The organism is Streptomyces sp. ISL-99, from assembly GCF_018614005.1.
In the GTDB taxonomy this organism is placed as follows: domain Bacteria; phylum Actinomycetota; class Actinomycetes; order Streptomycetales; family Streptomycetaceae; genus Streptomyces; species Streptomyces flavidovirens.
On the sequence record NZ_JAGGPC010000014.1, the window covers coordinates 21,817 to 39,876 of the forward strand.

Here is an 18,060-nt window from a genome sequence, read left to right on the forward strand (position 1 = left end):
CGCGGCGCCGGACGGCGGAAGGAGGGGCTCGCTCAGACGTTCACGCCGAAGTCCTGCGCGATGCCGCGCAGGCCCGAGGCGTAACCCTGGCCGATGGCCCGGAACTTCCACTCCGCCTGGTTGCGGTACAGCTCGCCGAAGACCATCGCGGTCTCGGTCGAGGCGTCCTCGCTCAGGTCGTAGCGCGCCAGCTCCGTGTTGTCGGCCTGGTTCACGACGCGGATGTACGCGTTGCGGACCTGGCCGAAGCTCTGCTGCCTCGCCTCGGCCTCGTAGATCGAGACCGGGAACACGATCTTGGCGACGTCGGCCGGGACACCGGCCAGGTTCACCTTGATGACCTCGTCGTCGCCCTCGCCCTCACCGGTGGTGTTGTCACCGGTGTGCTCGACGGAGCCGTCGGGGCTCTTGAGGTTGTTGAAGAAAACGAAGTTCGCGTCGTTGGTGACCTTGCCCTCAGCGTTGGTCAGCAGAGCGCTGGCGTCGAGGTCGAAGTCACCCCCGGTGGTGGTACGAGCATCCCAGCCGAGACCGACGATGACCGCGGTCAGGTTGGGGGCGGCCTTGGTCAGCGAGACGTTGCCGCCCTTGCTGAGGCTGACTCCCACGAGTCCTCCCATGAGTGTTGAGGGGCCGAGAGCCCCCCGTAATGCGCTGGCATCGGATCAACGAGTCGATCCTAGTGACCGGTTCCCGTACGCAGCATGCCCGGTGTCCCGATTTTTCGGGCGTCCGGCGACTGGCTCAGAGAGTGTCGAGCACCTTGAGGTAGTCGTTCAGGTCACGGGCGTCGGGCAGGCCGTTGACGACGGTCCAGCGCACCACGCCCTCCTTGTCGATGACGAAGGTGCCGCGCACCGCGCAGCCCTTGTCCTCGTCGAAGACGCCGTACGCCCGCGAGACCTCACCGTGCGGCCAGAAGTCCGACAGCAGCGGGTACTCGAACCCCTCCTGCTCGGCGTAGACGCGCAGGGTGTGGATGGAGTCGGTGGACACGGCGAGCAGCTGTACGTCGTCATTGACGAACTTCGGCATTTCGTCGCGCAGCGCGCGCAGCTCGCCCGTACAGACACCGGTGAAGGCGAACGGGTAGAACAGCAGCACCACGTTCCTGGCGTCGCCGGGGATCCGGAACTCGGACAGTCGCACGGTCCGGCCGTGGTTGTCCTTCAGCTCGAAGTCCGGGGCCGGGCTGCCGACCTCGATCGCCATGGATGCGTATCCCCTCATTGGGCCGTTTGTGTCCGGGCCAGCCTACGCACAGGGTCCCCGCCGACAGACGTCGATGGGGACCCTGTTTCGCCTTGGGCGCAGCCTGCTCATGAGGAGTCTGCTCGGACGCGGCGGTGGCTCAGCGCTTGCCCTTGGGGGTCACCAGCCGGCCGGCGCTCCAGTCCTTACCCGCGCTGAAGGTCTTGGTCTGGGACAGACCTGCCGTCTGGGCGGCCTCGCTGATGTCGCTGGGCTCGACGTAGCCGTCGCGGCCGGTCTTCGGAGTCAGCAGCAGTACGACGCCGCCTTCCTCAAGCAGACCAATGGCGTCCACCAGCGCGTCCGTAAGGTCGCCGTCCTCGTCACGGAACCAGAGAAGAACGACGTCAGCGACGTCGTCATAGTCCTCGTCGACGATTTCCTGGCCGGTGATCGCCTCAATGCCCTCACGGAGTTCCTGCTCGACGTCGTCGTCGTAGCCGATCTCCTGGACCACCTGTCCGGGCACGAACCCCAGGCGTACTGCCGGGTTGGTCCGCTCCTCCGCGTGGTCCGCGGTCGCGCTCACGGATTGCCTCCTGATCATGTTTTGGGGGATGCCTTCAGCCCACGCGCGTGCGTGGACGTTGGCCGTAGTCCACACGTGCGGGACCGATCGCGCAAGTACCCGGCCGTGGAGACAGCCGAAACGGTGACGGATGGGGCCGGTTCACCGCAACTCCAGACCCGGCCGGAGAAGGGTTCGGTGATCCATCCCACACCATTGCGACACCTTTGTAAGCCTACGCGGCTTCGGTGGGCCATTCAGTCCCGAACAGCCTTACGGAACGCATAAACGCGCTGGGCGTAAGGTTGCGATTTGGCCGGACCCATCCCCGGGCTGACGCCGAGCCTCTCACCGAGCGGTGGTTACCCCTCGGTAGAGATGACGTTTGCGATTCCGGGGTACACGATGGAGGCGGCGCGACACCCCCAAACCCAACCAGCGAAGGAACAGCGTGGCTTCCGGATCCGATCGTAATCCGATCATCATTGGCGGCCTTCCGAGCCAGGTCCCGGACTTCGATCCTGAAGAGACCCAGGAATGGCTCGACTCCCTCGACGCCGCCGTCGACGAGCGGGGCCGTGAGCGCGCCCGCTACCTGATGCTCCGCCTCATCGAGCGCGCGCGAGAGAAGCGTGTGGCCGTCCCCGAGATGCGCAGCACGGACTACGTCAACACGATCGCCACCAAGGACGAGCCGTTCTTCCCCGGCAACGAGGAGATCGAGCGCAAGGTCCTCAACGCGACCCGCTGGAACGCGGCCGTGATGGTCTCGCGCGCGCAGCGTCCGGGGATCGGTGTGGGCGGCCACATCGCCACCTTCGCCTCTTCCGCCTCGCTGTACGACGTGGGCTTCAACCACTTCTTCCGCGGCAAGGACGAGGGCGACGGCGGCGACCAGATCTTCTTCCAGGGGCACGCGTCCCCCGGTATCTACGCCCGCGCGTTCCTGCTTGACCGGCTGAGCGAGCAGCAGCTCGACGCCTTCCGCCAGGAGAAGTCGAAGGCTCCCTACGGTCTGTCGTCGTACCCGCACCCGCGGCTCATGCCGGACTTCTGGGAGTTCCCGACCGTCTCGATGGGCCTCGGCCCCCTCGGCGCGATCTACCAGGCGCGGATGAACCGCTACATGGAGGCGCGCGGCATCGCCGACACCTCGAAGTCGCATGTCTGGGCGTACCTCGGCGACGGCGAGATGGACGAGCCCGAGTCGCTCGGCCAGCTGTCCATCGCCGCCCGTGAGGGCCTGGACAACCTGACCTTCGTCGTCAACTGCAACCTCCAGCGCCTCGACGGCCCGGTGCGCGGCAACGGCAAGGTCATCCAGGAGCTGGAGTCGCAGTTCCGCGGCGCCGGCTGGAATGTGATCAAGCTGGTCTGGGACCGGAGCTGGGACCCGCTGCTCGCGCAGGACCGCGACGGTGTGCTGGTCAACAAGCTCAACACGACACCCGACGGTCAGTTCCAGACGTACGCGACGGAGACGGGCGCGTACATCCGCAACCACTTCTTCGGTGACGACCACCGGCTGCGCGCCATGGTCGAGAACATGACCGACGACCAGATCCTGCACCTGGGCCGCGGCGGTCACGACCACAAGAAGGTGTACGCGGCGTACGCGGCGGCCAAGGCGCACAAGGGCCAGCCGACCGTGATCCTCGCCCAGACCGTCAAGGGCTGGACGCTGGGCCCGAACTTCGAGGGCCGCAACGCGACCCACCAGATGAAGAAGCTGACGGTCGAGGACCTCAAGCGCTTCCGCGACCGGCTGCACATCCCGATCACGGACAAGCAGCTGGACGAGGGCTACCCGCCGTACTACCACCCGGGCCGTCAGTCCGAGGAGATCCAGTACATGCACGACCGGCGCAACGCGCTGGGCGGGTACGTACCGACGCGTGTCGTCCGGGCGAAGCCGCTGCCGCTCCCGGCCGAGAAGACGTACGCGGCTGCGAAGAAGGGCTCCGGTCAGCAGTCGATCGCCACGACCATGGCGTTCGTGCGCGTGCTGAAGGACCTCATGCGGGACAAGGAGATCGGCAAGCGTTTCGTGCTGATCGCGCCCGACGAGTACCGCACCTTCGGTATGGACGCGTTCTTCCCGAGCGCGAAGATCTACAACCCGCTGGGTCAGCAGTACGAGGCGGTCGACCGCGATCTGCTGCTCGCGTACAAGGAGTCGCCGACCGGTCAGATGCTGCACGACGGCATCTCCGAGGCGGGCTGCACGGCGTCCCTGATCGCCGCGGGTTCGGCGTACGCGACGCACGGCGAGCCGCTGATCCCGGTGTACGTCTTCTACTCGATGTTCGGGTTCCAGCGCACCGGTGACCAGTTCTGGCAGATGGCCGACCAGCTCGCACGCGGATTCGTCCTGGGCGCGACCGCCGGCCGTACGACGCTGACCGGTGAGGGCCTCCAGCACGCGGACGGGCACTCGCAGCTGCTCGCCTCGACGAACCCGGGCTGTGTGTCGTACGACCCGGCGTTCGGGTACGAGATCGCGCACATCGTGCAGGACGGTCTGAAGAGGATGTACGGCGGGACCGCCGACGAGAACGAGGACATCTTCTACTACCTGACCGTCTACAACGAGCCGATCCAGCACCCTGCGGAGCCCGAGAACGTCGACGCCGAAGGCATCCTCAAGGGCATCTACCGCTTCAAGGAGGGCGAGAAGGGCGCAGTTCCGGCCCAGATCATGGCCTCCGGTGTGGCGGTGCCGTGGGCGGTCGAGGCTCAGCGGATCCTCGCCGACGAGTGGAACGTCAAGGCCGACGTCTGGTCCGCGACCTCCTGGAACGAGCTGCGCCGCGACGCGGTCTCGGCGGAGGAGTACAACCTGCTCCACCCGGAGGAGGAGATGCGCGTCCCGTACGTGACGCAGAAGCTCTCCGGCGCGCAGGGTCCGTTCGTGGCGGTTTCCGACTGGATGCGTTCGGTTCCGGACCAGATTTCTCGCTGGGTGCCTGGTACATACACCTCGCTCGGCGCGGACGGCTTCGGCTTCGCCGACACGCGGGGAGCGGCCCGCCGCTACTTCCACATCGACGCGCAGTCGATCGTCCTGGCGGTGCTCACCGAGCTCGCCAAGGACGGCAAGATCGACCGCTCGGCGCTGAAGCAGGCCGTCGACCGCTACCAGCTGCTCGACGTGACGGCGGCCGATCCCGGTGCGGCCGGGGGCGACGCGTAACAGGTCTGTCCGTGCGAAGGGCGGTGAGACCCGAGAGTCTCACCGCCCTTCGGCGTTCCTTACGATGCGGGCATGAACGTGCAGACGGCGCAGATCCGGTGGGAACAGCGCACACAGGGGTTCCTGCTGGGGCTGGCGGGGGCCTTTGCCCTGGCGTACGCGGTCCCGATAGTGGCGCCCGACGCCAACGGTGTGGTGCGCGAGGTCTGCTTGGTGACCGAGTGGGTGGTGTGGGGCGCGTTCGCCCTGGACTACGTCGTACGGCTGTCGCTGTCGCCCAGCAAGCGGCTGTTCGTCCGCAGCCATCCGCTGGACCTGCTCGCGGTTCTGCTGCCGCTGCTGCGGCCCCTCCAGCTCCTGCGGCTCGTCTCCACGCTGCTGCTGGTCGGCAGGCGGGCCAGGATGGCACCCCAGATTCGGCTCACGACGTACGTCGGGGGCGCGGTCGTCGGCCTGCTGATGTTCGGGTCGCTGGCCGTGCTGGAGGTCGAGCGGGACTCCCCCGACGGGAACATCAAGACACTGGGTGACGCCGTGTGGTGGTCGTTCACCACGATGACGACGGTGGGGTACGGCGACCACTCGCCGACGACCGGGCTCGGGCGGGTGCTGGCGGTGGGCCTGATGCTCTCGGGGATCGCGCTGCTCGGTGTCGTGACCGCGAACATCGCGGCCTGGTTCATCTCCCGCTTCGATCGGGACGACGTCGAGGAGCGCCGTCAGACGGCGGCGATCGAGCTGCTCACGGCGGAGGTGCGGGCCCTGCGGGCGCAGGTCTCGGAGCTCACGTCGGGGGCGCCGGTCCCGGCGCACGGCACGGGTGAGGGGCCGCCCGTGCGGGCGGCCCCCTCGCCGCGGCGTTCGGAGCAGGCGCGTCAGATCGACATGCCGTAGACGGCGGCGCCGCCTATCAGCGCGACGACCGCGAGGACGGTAATGATCAGGCCGAGTATGAAGCCGATCATGGCGGGCACGTTGCCGCTGTTGAAGCGCTTGCCCATGGCGATCCAGCCGGTGATCAGCGCGACCGGACCGAGGACGATGCCGAAGGTGAAGAAGCCGACGATGCCGCAGATGAGCGAGATCCAGCTGAGGGTGCTGGTGTTGGACGGGCTGTGTGCGCGGCTGTTGCTCGCCATGGTCACTCCCTAGGTCGTGCCCTGGAATTCGTGTGATCCGGGCTTGACCACCGGTTGCCCCGCTTTCCGGCGCGCATCCCCCTCAGTTCTCCCACACTTTGAAGGCCCGCACGCGGTACGGCGACCGGGGCACCCAGGTCCCGCCGCCCGGGTAGGTCTCGAACTCGCCGGTCTCCGCGCACTCCGCCGACTGGTACGTGGTGACGGGCCGGCCCGTGCGGTTGGCGACGGCCTGGGCGTCGGTGCCGGGCGGGAGCGGGACGCAGCTCTCGATGTCGAGGCCGGACAGTTCATGGGCCTGGCGGCCGCCCTTGAAGTCCGGCTTCGCCCAGAGGCAGAGCTCGCCGGCCGAGCAGGCCCCGAGGCGCGGCGGCCCGGCCTGGGCGGGCTGCGGCAGCAGTGCGGTGAGGGCCAGGGCCCCGGCCGCGAGGACGGTCGTACGCATCATCGGAACGGTCGTGCGCATCGGAATCAACCCCCGTGTCGTGTGGATCAGTTGGCCCCACACTGAGCTGCGCGAACGCCGTGGCGGAAGATGCCCGGGGCGGATCCACCCGGATAGGCGACAGCCCCGCCGGAACCGTCCGGCGGGGCTGTCGTACGCACCAGGTTGACGTCGGCCGGCGTCAGATGTGGGCTCCGCCCGCACCCGCCTCCGCGTTCTCGCCGCGCTTCGTAAGGGTCGCGACCAGCGCCGCGACCACCGCGACCGCGCCGGCGACGGTGAAGGCGAGGCCCATGCCCGACACGAACGTGTCATGCGCGACCGAGGTGATGGCCTCGACGGCCTGCGGCGGAGTGTCCTTCGTGACCGGGGCGCCGCCCATCTCGATCACCGCGGAGGCCCCGTCGAGCTGCTCGGGCGTCAGCGGTGGGAGCTTCGCGCCGGCCCAGTTCGCCGGGAGGTCGGTGTCGACCCTGGCCGCCATGACCGCGCCCAGAACCGCCGTACCGAGCGCGCCGCCGACCTGCATGGCCGCCTGCTGGAGGCCGCCCGCCACACCGGAGAGCTCCAGCGGGGCGTTGCCGACGATGACCTCGGTGGCGCCGACCATGACCGGGGCGAGGCCGAGACCGAGCAGGCCCAGCCAGATCGACATCGGGAGGGTGCCGGTGTCCGTAGTCATGGTGGACATGCCGAACATCGCGACGGCGGTGAAGACCATGCCGCCGACCAGCGGGACGCGCGGACCGAACTTCGTGATGAGGACGCCGGCGAGCGGCGAGGAGACGATCATCATGGCCGTCAGCGGCAGCAGGTGCAGGCCGCTGTCGACGGGGCTCATGCCGTGCACGTTCTGGAGATAGAAGGTGACGAAGAAGAGCCCGCCCATGAAGGCGAACGCCATCAGCACCATCAGGACCGTACCGGCGGACAGCGGTACGGACTTGAACATCCCCAGCGGAATGAGCGGTTCCTTGACCTTCGTCTCCCAGAAGGCGAAGAGGACGAAGAGGACGACCGCCGCCGCAAGGAAGAGCAGCGTCCGCGTACCGCCCCAGCCCCACTCCGAGCCCTTGATGAGGGCCAGGATCAGCGCGAACATGCCGCCCGAGAGCAGCAGGATGCCGGGGATGTCGAAGGACTTCGGGGCGTTCTCCGCGCGGTGGTCCACGAGGAACACCAGGCCGAGTACGAGCGCGATGACGCCGACCGGCACATTGATGAAGAAGACCGACTGCCAGTTGACGTGCTCGACGAGCAGACCGCCGACGATCGGGCCGCCGGCGGTGGAGGCACCGATGACCATGCCCCAGATGCCGATCGCCATGTTGAGCTTCTCGGCGGGGAAGGTGGCGCGCAGCAGGCCGAGCGCGGCCGGCATCAGAAGCGCGCCGAAGAGGCCCTGGAGCACGCGGAAGGCGACGACCAGGCTGACGTTCTCGGAGAACCCGATGGCGCCGGAGGCGAGCGCGAAGCCCGCCACGCCTATGAGGAAGGTCTGGCGGTGGCCGAAGCGGTCACCGAGCTTGCCCGCCGTGATGAGGGCGACGGCGAGCGCGAGGAGGTAACCGTTGGTGATCCACTGGACGCCGGCCATGGAGGTGCCGAGGTCCTTGGCGATGGCGGGGTTGGCGATCGCGACGATCGTGCCGTCGAGCGCGACCATCATCACGCCGACCGCAACGGTGAAGAGCGTCGCCCAGGGGTGGCCACGGAGCCCCTTGGCCTGCGCGGGCGCGGGATCCTGCGGCGGCGGCGCCTTGTCGATGGTGGTCTGACTAGTCATACGAAGAGGCTAATGACAGCCACTGACAGTTGACAAACGAATTCACTAGCCGGTAACTGTCACATAGCTCACAGGGTATTCTGAGCTGGACAAACGGCGAAGAGGCGTACCTACGAATGACCGAGCAGCAGGTGGCTACCGAGCCGACCGCGACGACGGGACTGCGCGAGCGCAAGAAGCAGCGCACTCGCGACGCCCTGCTGCGGGTCGCGCTCGAACTCTTCACCACGCAGGGGTACGAGCACACGACCGTCGACGAGATCGCCGACGCGGTCGAGGTCTCCCAGCGCACCTTCTTCCGTTACTTCGCCAGCAAGGAGGAAGTCGCCTTCGCCGTCCAGGAGATGGTGGAGTCGCACTTCGTGGCGGAGCTGCGCGCGCGCCCCGCGCAGGAGCGGCCGTTCGCCGCCATGCGCAACGCGGTCCTCGTCTCGTGGGACACCATCGGCGAGGCGATCGAAGCCCTCGTACCGGTCGAACTGCACATGCGCACCTACCTGATGATCGAGTCGACGCCCGCCCTGCTCGCCGCCCATCTGCGCCGCTCCACCGAGCTGGAGGAGCGGACCGCCCGGATCATCGCCGACCGCGAGGGGCTCGACCTGGACGCAGACCCGCGGCCGCGTATCGCCGTCGCGGCGTTCCACGGCGTCATGCGGGTGACGGGGCGGCTGTGGGGGCAGGGCGAGGACACCAGCATGGAGTCGATCAGAACGCTGACCGCGCTCTACCTGGACCACCTGGAACCGGCGCTCGCAGCGGACTGGCGCGCCCCCGCGCGTACGCCGGACGCGCCCGGCGCACACGAAGCGTGACGGAGCCTCAGCCATTCTCGGGCTGAAACGTGATGTGCGTCACGGATTTCGCGGGGAGCCCCGGGCTTCTCCTAGGGTGGCCAGCAGTGACTTCCTTCGACTCCTCCCCCACCCTCAACGCATGGCGCACGCTACTCGCTCTCGCCGTGGTGTTCGTCCTGCTGGCCACCACGGGCTGGACCGCGATACGCCACCACAAGGGCGACTCCGACCTCCGGACCGCGTCGTTGGCCGCCTGGGCGCGGGACGGCATCGACGGTCGCGCGCTGCCGGAGATCACCTCCGCGCCCGACCGGCTCGCCCGCTTCTTCGCCGGCCTCACCGCCTCCCAGCGCACCCGCCTCGTCGACCGCTACCCGCTGGTCGTCGGCAATCTGGACGGCGTCCCGCTCACCCTCCGCTACCGGGCCAACCACTTGGCTCTCGCCCAGGAGCGCGGGGTCGAGCGGGAGCGTATGCAGGACGAACGGCTCACCCCCGCGGGCCGGCAGACGGCGGAGCGCAGGATGCGTCGCTTCGAGTCGCTGATGGGCGAGGGGCGGCAGATCCTCGCCTTCGACCCCGTCGGCTCGGGTCAGGTCGCCGAGGTCTTCGGTGACCTCGGGCGCGCCGAGCGGGTCTCGGTCGTCGTTCCCGGCGTCGACACCAATGTGGTCAACTTCGAGCGGACCCGCCGGCAGTACACCGCGCCGGTCGGCATGGCGAAGTCGCTGTACGCCGCCGAGCGCGCCGCGTCGCCCCGTACCCGAACCGCCGTCATCGCCTGGGCGGACTACACCTCGCCCGTCGGCGTCGGCATGGACGCGGCCATCGGCCGACTGGCCAGGGACGGCTCGAAGCGGCTCGACTCCCTCGTGCGCGCCCTGCCCGGCGACTCGACGGTGTCGCTCTTCTGCCACAGCTACGGCTCGGTGGTGTGCGGCGTCGCCGCCCCCGCGCTGCCGTCCAGGGTCTCGGACATCGCGGTCGCCGGCAGTCCCGGCATGCGGGTCGAGAGCGCGGAGGAACTGCGCACCGGGGCGCGGGTGTGGGCCACCCGGGACCGCGACGACTGGATCCAGGACGTGCCGTACCTGGAGGTCGGCGGGCTCGGCCACGGCGCGGATCCGGTGACGCCGGAATTCGGGGCGCGGGTCTTCTCGGCGACCGGTGCGGTGGGGCACGCGGGCTATTTCGAGCCGGGGACGACAAGTCTCAGCAACTTCGCGGGGATAGGCGTCGGCTCGTACTCAACGGTGAGCTGCGCGGGCGACGGCGAGGCCTGCCGGAGTGGAATTTCCGGCGCGGAAGCGAACTGACGCGCGTAGAACCTCGTGGCGACCGGAGCGCGGCCGGAGCATAGCCGGAACGTCGCGCCCGGCACCGAGGGGCGACGCGCGGGCGCGCGCCGCATACGATGAACCGCATGGGTGATGTGCTGGCCGGAATTCATGCCACCTGGGAGTTCGAAAGCGACTCCGTGCTCATCCGCTTCGAACGGGGGATCCGCACGCCGAAGCTGTTCCAGGCGCTCGGCGAAAGACGCATCCCGCACGAGGCGCTGGCGTCGGTGACTCTGACGCCGGGGAAGCGCGGCACAGTCGTTCTGCACGCGATCCCAAGACCCGGCGCCGACCCGCTGATGGAGGCCGCGGCCGGTCAGCTGCGGGACGGTTCCGACCCGTACCGGCTGGTGCTGCCCGCCGAGCGGGAGACCCTCGCGGAGTACTACGGCGACGAGCTGCGCGCCCTGCTGACCCCCGAGGCGAAGGTGCCCGCCGAGAAGTTCCTGGTGGCCGCCCCGCAGGCGCCGCTGCACTTCAAGGCGTACGACGGCAAGGCGTCCTTCGACGGGTCGCGGGTCTCCTTCCGCTGGTTCTGGACGGGGGCGTCCTCCGCCAAGTGGAAGGCGGGCGACCAGAATTTCCACATCCAGGAGCTGAACGGCGTCGAGTGGCGCTCCCCCGACGTCTTCGACGGGTATCTGCGGCTGCTGCGGCGCGACAGCGGCCTGACCGCGTTTCCGCCGCCGCCTCAGTCGGCCCAGGCCGACCAGGATCCGGCGGCCGTCGTCTTCGGGCTCGGGTACGGGCCGGTGCACGAGTCCCTGCCGTTCGCCGCGGCGGTACTCGGTGCGGTACGCACGGGGAGCGCGGCCCCGCCGGACCCGGCGCCGGCCCATGCCGTGCCGGTGCCCGTCGCGGCGCGGCGCGACCCCGCCGACATCGCCGAGCGGATACGCCACCTCGGCGACCTGCGCGAGGCGGGCCTGGTCACGGACGAGGAGTTCACCGCGAAGAAGGCGGAGCTGCTGGCGGAGCTTTAGGTGGTGGCGGGGGGGCGCGGGGGGGGGCTGGCGCGGGCGGGCGGAGTTCCGGGTCGGTCGGCTGAGCCGGGCCTCTCGCCGGCGGCGCGGGCGGTGGCGAGGGGCGCGACCGGGGTCGGGCGGCCCTGCGGGGCTGTGCCCCTCCCCGCCCCTTCCCGAAACCGGGGCTCTGCCCCGGACCCCGGTCCTCAAACGCCGGACGGGCTGAATTGCGCGGCGCAGGGCGTGGGTTCATGACCGGCACGGGGCCGGGCTCGGCAACGGCTCGGTCCGGCACGCCGAACGGCTGAATTCCGCGCCGCATGGGGCAGGTTCACGGCCCTCACGCGCCGGGCCCGGCCCACCCGGCACCGGCCCACCCGGCACCGGCTCGGTCCGGCACGCCGGACGGCTGAATTTCGCGGCGCCCGCGCGGTGTCTCGTACCTGGGTGTGACCTCGGGGTCCGGACCCCGGTATGACGCCCGTGCGGCGGTCTCCTGCCTACGCTGGCCGGGCCATGACCGAAACTTCCGTTCCCCCGGGCCCGCCCCAGCCCCCCGCCGACGGCCTCATCAGCGCCGGGCGGCGCAACCTGCGTACTCTCGGGCACGCCGTCTCGCACCCCTCCCACGCGCCGACACCCCTGTTCGCCGACGCCCCGAAGCGGTGGCAGCGGTTGGTGCCGTACGCCGTGGTGATCGCCCTCGTCGCCACCTTCCTCCCCGTCACGATCAACGTCCTCACCACCGCCTACGGCGTCCCCGGCGGGCTCGCCGGGGCCATTGCCGCCGCCCAGACCGTTCCGCTGCTGATGATCGCCCACCGGCCGCTCCAGGCCTGGTGGATCATCCTGCCCGCCGATGTCGTCGGCGGACTGTTCGTCCTCGACGGGCTCGGCAAGGGGGACCCCTGGCCGTGGACCCCGCCCGTCATCGTCGCGTACCTGTTCCTCATGCTCGCGCTGGCCCTTCGCGAGACGCGCCAGGCCCTCATCGGGGTCTGGCTCGTCACGGCCGCGGCCGGTCTTCTTCTCGGCCGGCTCTTCCCCGAAGAGAGCAACGGTACGAACGTCCTGCTGATCGTGCTCAGCGCGGTGGTCCTGGTGATCGGCGGCGCGCTGCGCGAGCGCGGTGAGGCGCAGCGGCGGCTCGTCGAGCAGGAGACCATCAGCGAGGCCGAGCGGGCCCGCCGTACGCTGCTCGAAGAACGCACCCGTATCGCCCGCGAACTGCACGACGTCGTCGCCCACCACATGTCGGTCATCACCGTCCAGGCGGACTCCGCGCCGTACCGCGTCGGTGGTCTCTCGCCCGAGGCGCAGGAGGAGTTCGCCTCCATCGCCGCGAGCGCCCGGGAGTCGCTGACCGAGATGCGGCGCCTCCTGTCGGTGCTGCGCAGCGAGGACGCGACCGGCGAGCGTGCCCCGCAGCCCGGCCTCGACCGGCTCCAGCAGCTCGTCGAAGCGACGGTACGGGCCGGGGTGCCGGCCGAGCTGTCTCTCGGCGCGGACCTCGCCGGCACGGATCGACTGCCGCAGTCCATCGACCTTTCGGCCTTCCGGATCGTGCAGGAGGCCCTGGCGAACGTCGTGCGGCACGCGCCCGGCGCCACGGCCCGGGTTTCGGTCTCCTCCGACGGCGCGGACCTGACCGTCCTCGTCGTCAACGGGCCTCCCGCCGGGCCGCCGTCGCCCGTGGAGGCGAGCGGGGCGGGCGGACACGGCCTGGTCGGGATGCGTGAACGCGTACGGTTGACCGGCGGCACGCTCGACACCGGCCCGCTGCCCGACGGCGGCTTCCGGGTCGCCGCCCGGCTACCCATCGGCGCGAAGGACTCCACCTCCCCATGACCATCCCCATCCGCGTGATCATCGTCGACGACCAGGCCATGGTGCGGGCGGGGTTCGCCGCACTGTTGTCGGCGCAGAGCGACATCGACGTGGTGGGTGAGGCGCCGGACGGGCGGCAGGGGATCGAGGTCAGCCGGTCCGCGCACCCCGACGTGGTGCTCATGGACGTACGGATGCCGGAGATGGACGGGCTCGCGGCGGCACGCGAGCTCCTGGACCCGCCGGCCGGGGTCGTCCACCGGCCGAAGGTCCTGATGCTCACCACGTTCGACGTCGACGACTATGTGTACGAGGCGCTGCGCGCCGGGGCGTCCGGATTCCTGCTGAAGGACGCACCGCCGACGGACCTGATCTCGGCGGTGCGGGTGGTGGCGGCCGGGGAGGCGCTGCTGGCACCGTCGGTGACACGGCGTCTGATCGCGGACTTCGCGCGGCAGCGGCCCGCTCCCCGGAAGGACCCGTCGCTGCGGCTCAACGGGCTTACGCCGCGCGAGACGGAGGTCCTGGAGCTGATCGCCCGGGGGCTGTCGAACCAGGAGATCGCGGGGCGGCTGGTCCTTGCCGAGCAGACGGTGAAGACGCACATCGGCCGCATCCTGGCCAAACTGGACCTGCGCGACCGCGCGCAAGCGGTGATCTTCGCGTACGAGGCGGGGCTGGTTTCGCCGGGGTCGTGACGGGGGTTCGTGATGGACGTTCGTGACCGGGATCCTTGACGGGGCCCGGGCAGCTTCTCTCTCCCCGGAAACGGGAACGATCCATACCCCCCATACCCCAGTAGCACCACCTAGTTGGCTCTCCGGGGTGACGCCCCCTCAGGCGCCGTCTTCCTACCTTCCTCTCCGCCAGCCGCCGGAAGAGGAAGAGGGAACCATGCGCCGCTACAAGAGGACCCTGGTCGCACTAGCGCTCGCGACGACCGTCGTTTCGGGCACCGCCGGCTGGGCCTCCGGCAACGCGCAGGAGCCCGTCACCGGCCCACCCCCCGGCACCGCCGCCTGGCAGCGCGAGGGCCTGCCCGACCCCGCCGCGACCACGCCCGCCCAAGTCGCCCACTTCTTCGCGGCGCTCAGCCAGGACCGGCAGCAGGACCTCGTCCGCCGCCACCCCACCGTCGTGGGCAACCTCGACGGCGCGCCCGTGAAGCTCCGTTACGCCGCCAACTCCCTTACCGCGAAGGCCAAGGGTTACGGCCGCCTCGCGGAGCCCGGCCGCCAGATCCTCGCCCTCGACCCGCGCGTCCGGGGCCAAGTGGCCGAGGTGTACGGCGACTTGACCGAGGCGGAGCACGTGGCCGTCGTCGTCCCCGGTTCGGACATGGACGCCCGTACCTTCGACCGTACGAACGATCCCTACGGCACCCCGGCAGGCATGGCCAAGTCGCTGCGCGACGCGACGAAGGGCCACCGCACCGCCGTGATCGCCTGGACCGGTTACACCACCCCCGTCGGCGTGGGCGTGGACGCCGCAACGGGTGACCTCGCGGAGGCCGGCGCCGACCGCCTCGCCCGGCTGACCGACGGGCTCGACGCCACCGGCGCCCCGGACCCGGCCGTCTTCTGCCACAGCTACGGCTCCGTGGTCTGCGGCCTGGCCGCCCCGCGCCTCGACGCCGCCGACGTGGTCGTGCTCGGCTCCCCCGGAATGCGCGCGGACAGCGTCGACGACCTGCACACGGACGCCCGCGTATGGGCGGCCAAGGACGCGTCCGACTGGATCAACAACGTCCCGAACGTCGAGTTCGCCGGCCTCGGCCACGGCGCCGACCCCACCGGCCCCGCCTTCGGCGCCCGCCGCGTCCCGGCCGGTGACGCCGAAGGCCACACCGGTTACTTCGCCCCGGGCACGGAGTCGCTCCGTACCTTCGCCTCGATCACCGTAGGAGCGTTGTGATGAGGGCGGCCGTAGCGGAGATCGACGCGCGCACCCCCGCCCACCGCGACCGCGCCGTCGACGGCCTGCGCGCGCTCGCTCTGCTCGCCGTGCCCACCGGGCACTGGATGCTCGGCGGCTTCACGCCGGCCGGCGACGGCGTGCTGCGCAATGCCAGTCCGCTCACTACGTTCGGTTTCTTCGCGCCGGTGAGCTGGGTGCTTCAGATGCTGGGCATCTTCTTCCTGGTCGGCGGCTACGCGTCCGTCCTGTCGTACCGCCGCCACCAGGGCCCGGCCGGCGCGTGGCTGCGCGGCCGGATCGCGCGGCTCGGCCGCCCGGTGCTCGGCGTGACCGCCGTGTGGGCGGCGATGATTCCGGTGCTGTACGCGATGGGCGTGCCGGACACGACGCTGCGGACCGGGTCGACGCTGGTGATCCAGCCCCTGTGGTTCGTGGGGGTGTACGTCGCGGTGACCGCCCTGACCCCGTACTGCGTCCGCGCCTCCCGCAGGATGGGTGCCTGGGCCGCCGCGCCACTGATCGGCTCCGTCGCGGTCGTCGACTTCCTGCGGTACGGGCCGTACGCCGAGGCCGTGCCGTCGTGGCTGAGCGTGCTGAACCTGCTGCCGGGCTGGCTCTTCGCGTACCAACTCGGCGTCTCCTGGGCGAGAAGCGCATCGGCCGGCGCGGCGGCGCGCTGCTGCTGGTGGGCGGCGCCGCCCTGTTCGCCGTGCTGCTGGTCGCCTTCCACTACCCGGCGTCGATGGTGGGCGTACCGGGCGAGGCCCGCACCAATTCGCACCCGCCGTCCCTGCTGGTCCTGGCTCTCGCGGCGGCCCAGAGCGGCGCCGCGATCCTGCTGCGCGACCGCATCGGCAGGCTGCTGCGCAGGCCGTCGCTGTGGGCGCCGGTCGTCGTGATCAACCTGTCGGCGATGACGATCCTGTGCTGGCATCAGACGGCGATGCTCGCCGCGGCCGTCCCCGGTTCGTTCGTGGGTACGGTTCCGGGACTGACGGAGGCGCCGGATTCGCTCGGCTGGGTCCTGGCGAGGGCCGCGTGGCTGCCGGTGTTCGCGGGGCTGCTGATCCTGATCGGGCGTTACGCGCGGGGGTTCGAGGCGCCGTGGGCGAAGGCGACGAAGACCCGCCGGGCGGCGGCGGGGCTGCTCGCGGCGGGGTTCGCGGTGTTCGCGCTGGGGCTGGTGTGAGGGGGCTCCCCAGACCCCGCTGCTCAGATGCCACCAGAGGGGCTGGATCGGTTGCGTCAACCAATCCAGCCCGCCCAGTTCACTCGTACCCCTACTCCCGTCCCGCCGACGTGAACGTCATGTCCGCGTACCGGCCGCCCGCGACCTGGCTCGCGATCGGTTCGAGCAGCTCCATCTCGCTCTCGGTGAGCAGGAGCCGGGTGGCTGCCGCGTTCTCCTCGACCCGCGTGCGCCTGCGCGTTCCCGGGATCGGTACGACCGCGAGTCCGTGCACCTGCGCCTGCTGCTGCACCCAGGCCAGCGCGACCTGCCCGAGTGTGGCGTTGCGCCCCTCGGCGAGCTTGCGCACCGGGTCGAGCAGCGAGGCGTTCGCCGCGGCGTTGTCACCGTTGAAGCGGGGCTGCTGCCTGCGGAAGTCGTCCTCGCCCAGATCCTTCTCGGCGCTGGTGAAGGAGCCGGTGAGGAAGCCGCGGCCGAGCGGGGAGTACGGGACCAGGGCGACGCCGAGTTCGCGCGCCGCCGGTACGACGCCCGCTTCGATGTCGCGGCTGAACAGCGACCATTCCGACTGCACGGCCGCGATCGGGTGCACGGCCTGCGCGGCCCGCAGCTCGCCGCCGGTCACCTCGCTCAGCCCGAGGTGCTTGACCTTGCCCTCGCGCACGAGCTCGGCCATCACGCCGACCGTCTCCTCGATGGGGACGTTCACGTCACGCCGGTGCATGTAGTAGAGGTCGATCTGGTCGACGCCGAGGCGCTGGAGGCTGCCCTCGATGCACTGGCGGATGTACGCCGGGTCGTTGCGGATGATCCGCTTCAGCGGGTCGGCGGGGTCCATGGCCAGCGCGAACTTCGTGGCGATGACGACCTCGTCCCGGTGCGCCCGGACGAACGGCGCGAGGAACTTCTCGTTCTCCCCGGCGGCGTACGCGTCCGCCGTGTCGTACAGCGTGATGCCGAGTTCCAGCGCCCGCTCCAGCGTCGCCCGCGCCTCGTCGGCGTCCGTGGGTCCGTACGCGAAGCTCATGCCCATGCAGCCGAGGCCCTGTACGCCGACTTCGGGACCGTCCGTTCCGAGCCGCACCTTTTCGATCTTGCTGTCGTCGCTCATATGGGTTTCAGGCCCTCTCCGACGCCCGCCGGGCGTCCGCGTAAAAGTCGATCTTGTAGTCCAGTACGGCGAGCGTGTCCCGGAGTTCGGCGATGCGCTTGCGCACATCCCGCCGTGTCGACTCCAGCAGCTCCTGCCGCTCCTCGAAGGTGTGCTCGCCCTCCCGCAGCAGTTCGGCGTACCTGACCATGTCCGCGACCGGCATGCCGGTCAGCCGCAGCTTGCCGACGAAGGCCAGCCAGTCCAGGTCGCTGTTGCGGAACCGCCGCTGGCCGGTGTGCGAGCGGCCGACGTACGGCATCAGCCCGATCCGCTCGTACCAGCGCAGGGTGTACGCCGTGAGCCCGGTGTGCGCCGCGACCTCGCTGATCGTGTAGTGGTCCTGGCCTTCGGGGCGCGGGTGCGCCCGTGGCGGCTGCGTGGCGCAGGAAGCGGTGCGTACGGGGGCGGTCTCCGTCACGGTCATGACCTCCACGCTAGGACCTTGGAGTGCACTCCAAGCAACCGTAAACGGGGAGAAGTTTCCGGACGGGCCGGCCGGCTTCCGGCGTCATGGCTCCGCCCGCAAGCCCGACCCTCGACGCGGCTGAAC

The 18,060-nt window shown here is 70.3% G+C and carries 16 protein-coding genes and 1 pseudogene; 9 read left to right on the forward strand and 8 right to left on the reverse strand.

Features of this window, described 5'->3' with window-relative positions; all coding sequences use genetic code 11:
- Positions 1 to 32: 32 nt before the first annotated feature.
- The 3 genes from J7E91_RS08780 to J7E91_RS08790 all read right to left on the reverse strand — a co-directional run bounded on the left by J7E91_RS08780 (position 33) and on the right by J7E91_RS08790 (position 1,780).
- Positions 33 to 608, reverse strand: a complete 576-nt coding sequence (locus J7E91_RS08780; protein WP_028811193.1) for a TerD family protein — start codon at positions 606 to 608, stop codon at positions 33 to 35.
- A 136-nt stretch (positions 609 to 744) separates the two neighbouring features.
- Complete coding sequence (locus J7E91_RS08785) at positions 745 to 1,212, reverse strand: peroxiredoxin (protein WP_214900560.1); 468 nt, start codon at positions 1,210 to 1,212, stop codon at positions 745 to 747.
- A 139-nt stretch (positions 1,213 to 1,351) separates the two neighbouring features.
- Positions 1,352 to 1,780, reverse strand: a complete 429-nt coding sequence (locus J7E91_RS08790) for a DUF3052 domain-containing protein (RefSeq protein ID WP_028811191.1) — start codon at positions 1,778 to 1,780, stop codon at positions 1,352 to 1,354.
- Positions 1,781 to 2,210: 430 nt separating this feature from the next.
- Between J7E91_RS08790 and aceE the strand changes: the two genes are divergently transcribed.
- Entirely contained in the window at positions 2,211 to 4,952 is a 2,742-nt protein-coding gene (gene aceE / locus J7E91_RS08795; RefSeq protein ID WP_214900562.1) for a pyruvate dehydrogenase (acetyl-transferring), homodimeric type, read from the forward strand.
- Between the two features lie 72 nt (positions 4,953 to 5,024).
- Positions 5,025 to 5,846: a potassium channel family protein gene (locus J7E91_RS08800; protein WP_214900563.1), complete on the forward strand. Its 822-nt coding sequence runs from the start codon at positions 5,025 to 5,027 to the stop codon at positions 5,844 to 5,846.
- Here the strand turns inward: J7E91_RS08800 and J7E91_RS08805 are convergent.
- The 3 genes from J7E91_RS08805 to J7E91_RS08815 form a co-directional block, all read right to left on the reverse strand.
- Entirely contained in the window at positions 5,828 to 6,091 is a 264-nt protein-coding gene (locus tag J7E91_RS08805; protein ID WP_214900564.1) for a small hydrophobic protein, read from the reverse strand. The genes J7E91_RS08800 and J7E91_RS08805 overlap by 19 nt on opposite strands.
- Before the next feature lie 82 nt (positions 6,092 to 6,173).
- A complete protein-coding gene (locus J7E91_RS08810; RefSeq protein WP_214900760.1) occupies positions 6,174 to 6,536 on the reverse strand; it encodes a peptidase inhibitor family I36 protein in 363 nt (120 codons plus the stop codon).
- Positions 6,537 to 6,717: 181 nt separating this feature from the next.
- On the reverse strand, positions 6,718 to 8,322 hold the full coding sequence (locus J7E91_RS08815) for an MFS transporter (protein WP_214900565.1): 1,605 nt from the start codon (positions 8,320 to 8,322) through the stop codon (positions 6,718 to 6,720).
- Between the two features lie 116 nt (positions 8,323 to 8,438).
- Here J7E91_RS08815 and J7E91_RS08820 point away from each other — a divergent pair, with 116 nt between their 5' ends.
- From J7E91_RS08820 to J7E91_RS08850, 7 genes and pseudogenes are all read left to right on the forward strand, one after another.
- A complete protein-coding gene (locus J7E91_RS08820) occupies positions 8,439 to 9,137 on the forward strand; it encodes a TetR/AcrR family transcriptional regulator (protein ID WP_214900566.1) in 699 nt (232 codons plus the stop codon).
- Between the two features lie 86 nt (positions 9,138 to 9,223).
- Complete coding sequence (locus J7E91_RS08825; protein ID WP_214900568.1) at positions 9,224 to 10,435, forward strand: alpha/beta hydrolase; 1,212 nt, start codon at positions 9,224 to 9,226, stop codon at positions 10,433 to 10,435.
- Between the two features lie 107 nt (positions 10,436 to 10,542).
- Positions 10,543 to 11,442, forward strand: a complete 900-nt coding sequence (locus J7E91_RS08830; protein ID WP_214900569.1) for a DUF4429 domain-containing protein — start codon at positions 10,543 to 10,545, stop codon at positions 11,440 to 11,442.
- A 456-nt stretch (positions 11,443 to 11,898) separates the two neighbouring features.
- On the forward strand, positions 11,899 to 13,272 hold the full coding sequence (locus J7E91_RS08835; RefSeq protein ID WP_374224654.1) for a sensor histidine kinase: 1,374 nt from the start codon (positions 11,899 to 11,901) through the stop codon (positions 13,270 to 13,272).
- 2 nt (positions 13,273 to 13,274) lie between these two features.
- Positions 13,275 to 13,949, forward strand: a complete 675-nt coding sequence (locus J7E91_RS08840; RefSeq protein WP_214900762.1) for a response regulator transcription factor — start codon at positions 13,275 to 13,277, stop codon at positions 13,947 to 13,949.
- A gap of 196 nt (positions 13,950 to 14,145) precedes the next feature.
- The gene (locus tag J7E91_RS08845) at positions 14,146 to 15,165 is read left to right on the forward strand and encodes an alpha/beta hydrolase (RefSeq protein WP_214900575.1); all 1,020 of its coding nucleotides are present in this window, start codon (positions 14,146 to 14,148) and stop codon (positions 15,163 to 15,165) included.
- Positions 15,165 to 16,357 (forward strand): annotated as a pseudogene (locus J7E91_RS08850) (acyltransferase). The gene J7E91_RS08845 and the pseudogene J7E91_RS08850 overlap by 1 nt, the downstream one beginning before the upstream one ends.
- Before the next feature lie 91 nt (positions 16,358 to 16,448).
- Here J7E91_RS08850 and J7E91_RS08855 read toward each other — a convergent pair.
- The gene (locus J7E91_RS08855) at positions 16,449 to 17,468 is read right to left on the reverse strand and encodes an aldo/keto reductase (RefSeq protein WP_214900577.1); all 1,020 of its coding nucleotides are present in this window, start codon (positions 17,466 to 17,468) and stop codon (positions 16,449 to 16,451) included.
- Positions 17,469 to 17,475: 7 nt separating this feature from the next.
- Positions 17,476 to 17,934: a MerR family transcriptional regulator gene (locus J7E91_RS08860; protein ID WP_214900579.1), complete on the reverse strand. Its 459-nt coding sequence runs from the start codon at positions 17,932 to 17,934 to the stop codon at positions 17,476 to 17,478.
- Positions 17,935 to 18,060: the final 126 nt, after the last annotated feature.

Bases quoted from the DNA above. Each gene is read 5' to 3' on its own strand.
- J7E91_RS08785 (WP_214900560.1), bottom strand. From the start codon at position 1,212: ATGGCGATCGAGGTCGGCAGCCCGGCCCCGGACTTCGAGCTGAAGGAC.
- J7E91_RS08800 (WP_214900563.1), top strand. From the start codon at position 5,025: ATGAACGTGCAGACGGCGCAGATCCGGTGGGAACAGCGCACACAGGGG.
- J7E91_RS08805 (WP_214900564.1), bottom strand. From the start codon at position 6,091: ATGGCGAGCAACAGCCGCGCACACAGCCCGTCCAACACCAGCACCCTC.
- J7E91_RS08810 (WP_214900760.1), bottom strand. From the start codon at position 6,536: ATGCGTACGACCGTCCTCGCGGCCGGGGCCCTGGCCCTCACCGCACTG.
- J7E91_RS08815 (WP_214900565.1), bottom strand. From the start codon at position 8,322: ATGACTAGTCAGACCACCATCGACAAGGCGCCGCCGCCGCAGGATCCC.
- J7E91_RS08820 (WP_214900566.1), top strand. From the start codon at position 8,439: ATGACCGAGCAGCAGGTGGCTACCGAGCCGACCGCGACGACGGGACTG.
- J7E91_RS08830 (WP_214900569.1), top strand. From the start codon at position 10,543: ATGGGTGATGTGCTGGCCGGAATTCATGCCACCTGGGAGTTCGAAAGC.
- J7E91_RS08835 (WP_374224654.1), top strand. From the start codon at position 11,899: ATGACGCCCGTGCGGCGGTCTCCTGCCTACGCTGGCCGGGCCATGACC.
- J7E91_RS08845 (WP_214900575.1), top strand. From the start codon at position 14,146: ATGCGCCGCTACAAGAGGACCCTGGTCGCACTAGCGCTCGCGACGACC.
- J7E91_RS08855 (WP_214900577.1), bottom strand. From the start codon at position 17,468: ATGAGCGACGACAGCAAGATCGAAAAGGTGCGGCTCGGAACGGACGGT.
- J7E91_RS08860 (WP_214900579.1), bottom strand. From the start codon at position 17,934: ATGACCGTGACGGAGACCGCCCCCGTACGCACCGCTTCCTGCGCCACG.